Consider the following 1,627-nt stretch of genomic DNA (forward strand, 5'->3'; position numbering starts at 1 on the left):
TCGACGGCTACAAGCACTCGCACCGGCAGGTCTACCCCGCCGGCACCACGCGGATCCTCATCAACAAGGCCCAGGAGTTCCTGAAGGACGGCAAGGTCCAGGACGCCCTGAAGAGCGAGAAGGCCGAGGGGATCAGCGACAAGGTGCTCGACGGTGTCGCCGACGCCGTGAAGAAGGCGACCGGCGGCAAGTTCGACGACAAGATCGACGGCGCCCGCGACGCCGCGGACAAGCAGGTCGGCAACGAGTGACGCGCTTCCCGCGCGACGAGTGACGCGCTTCCCGCGCGACGAGTGACGCGCTTCCCGCGCACCGTGCGGACGGCCCCGGACCACGTGTCCGGGGCCGTTCGCCGTCAGCGGTGCCCGTCCGACTGGACTCCTGGCCGCGAGCAGACCACGATTGACTGGTGACTGTCGTGGCGCCGAACCAACCGCTCACCGAGTCCGAGGTCGAGGCGATCAAGCAGGACTTCCCGATCCTCCAGCAGGAGGTCAACGGGTTCCCGCTCGCCTACCTCGACTCCGGGGCCACCGCCGAACGACCCCGGCAGGTCCTCGACGCCGAACGTCGGTTCCTCGAGCAGGACAACGCCGCCGTCCACCGCGGTGCGCACACCCTCGCCGCCCTGAGCACCGACGCCTACGAGGACGCCCGTGCCACGGTCGCCGGGTTCATCGGTGCCGCGACGCCGTCCGAGGTCGTCTGGACCGCGAACGCCACCGACGCCCTGAACCTGGTCGCCTACGGCATGGCGAACGCCAGCCGTGGTCGCGGCGGCGTCGACGCCGAGCGGTTCCGGCTGGCAGCCGGGGACGAGATCCTCGTCACCGAGGCCGAGCACCACGCGAACCTCGTGCCGTGGCAGGAGCTCGCCGCGCTGACCGGCGCGACCCTCCGCTGGGTCCCGGTCGCCGACGACGGCACCTGGACGGCCGAGGCCGCAGCCGCACTGGTCTCCGACCGGACGAAGGTCGTCGCCTTCGCCCACGTCTCGAACGTGACCGGCATGATCGCCCCGGTGTCGGCCGTCGTCGCCGCCGCCCACGCACACGGTGCGCTCGTGGTGCTCGACGCGTGCCAGTCGGCCCCGCACCGACCGCTCGACGTGCAGGAGCTCGGTGTCGACTTCGCGGCGTTCTCCGGCCACAAGATGCTCGGGCCGAACGGCATCGGCGTGCTCTGGGGCCGCCACGAGCTGCTCGACGCCCTGCCGCCGTTCCGCACCGGTGGTTCGATGATCACCACGGTGACGATGGAGGGCTCCGAGTACATGCCGGCGCCCGAGCGGTTCGAGGCCGGCACGCAGCCCGTCTCGCAGGCCGTCGCCCTCGCCGAGGCCGTGCGGTACCTGCAGGGCATCGGCACGGAGCGGATCCGCGCGCACGAGGAACACCTCGCGGAACGCATGCTGACCGGACTCGCCGCCGTGCCGGGGATCCGCGTCGTCGGTCCGCCGGCCGGTGTGCCGCGCTCGGGACTCGTGTCGTTCGACGTCGACGGCGTGCACGCCCACGACGTCTCCCAGTACCTCGACGCCCAGGGAATCGCCGTGCGCTCCGGCCACCACTGCGCCCAGCCGCTGCACCGCCGTCTCGGCCTCGTCGCCACGAGCCGGGCGAGCACG

2 protein-coding genes are annotated in these 1,627 nt (G+C 72.0%); both read left to right on the forward strand.

Going from position 1 to position 1,627, the window contains the following annotated elements; translation table 11 throughout:
• Window positions 1-251: antitoxin (locus tag I5E_RS11490; protein ID WP_022907118.1), on the forward strand; the 251-nt coding region annotated here is incomplete at its 5' end.
• Window positions 252-418: 167 nt separating this feature from the next.
• Window positions 419-1,627 (forward strand): SufS family cysteine desulfurase (locus tag I5E_RS11495; protein ID WP_022907119.1); only part of this gene is annotated, 1,209 nt, incomplete at its 3' end.

Origin of the sequence: Curtobacterium sp. B18 (genome assembly GCF_000333375.1) — a bacterium.
Taxonomy (GTDB): domain Bacteria; phylum Actinomycetota; class Actinomycetes; order Actinomycetales; family Microbacteriaceae; genus Curtobacterium.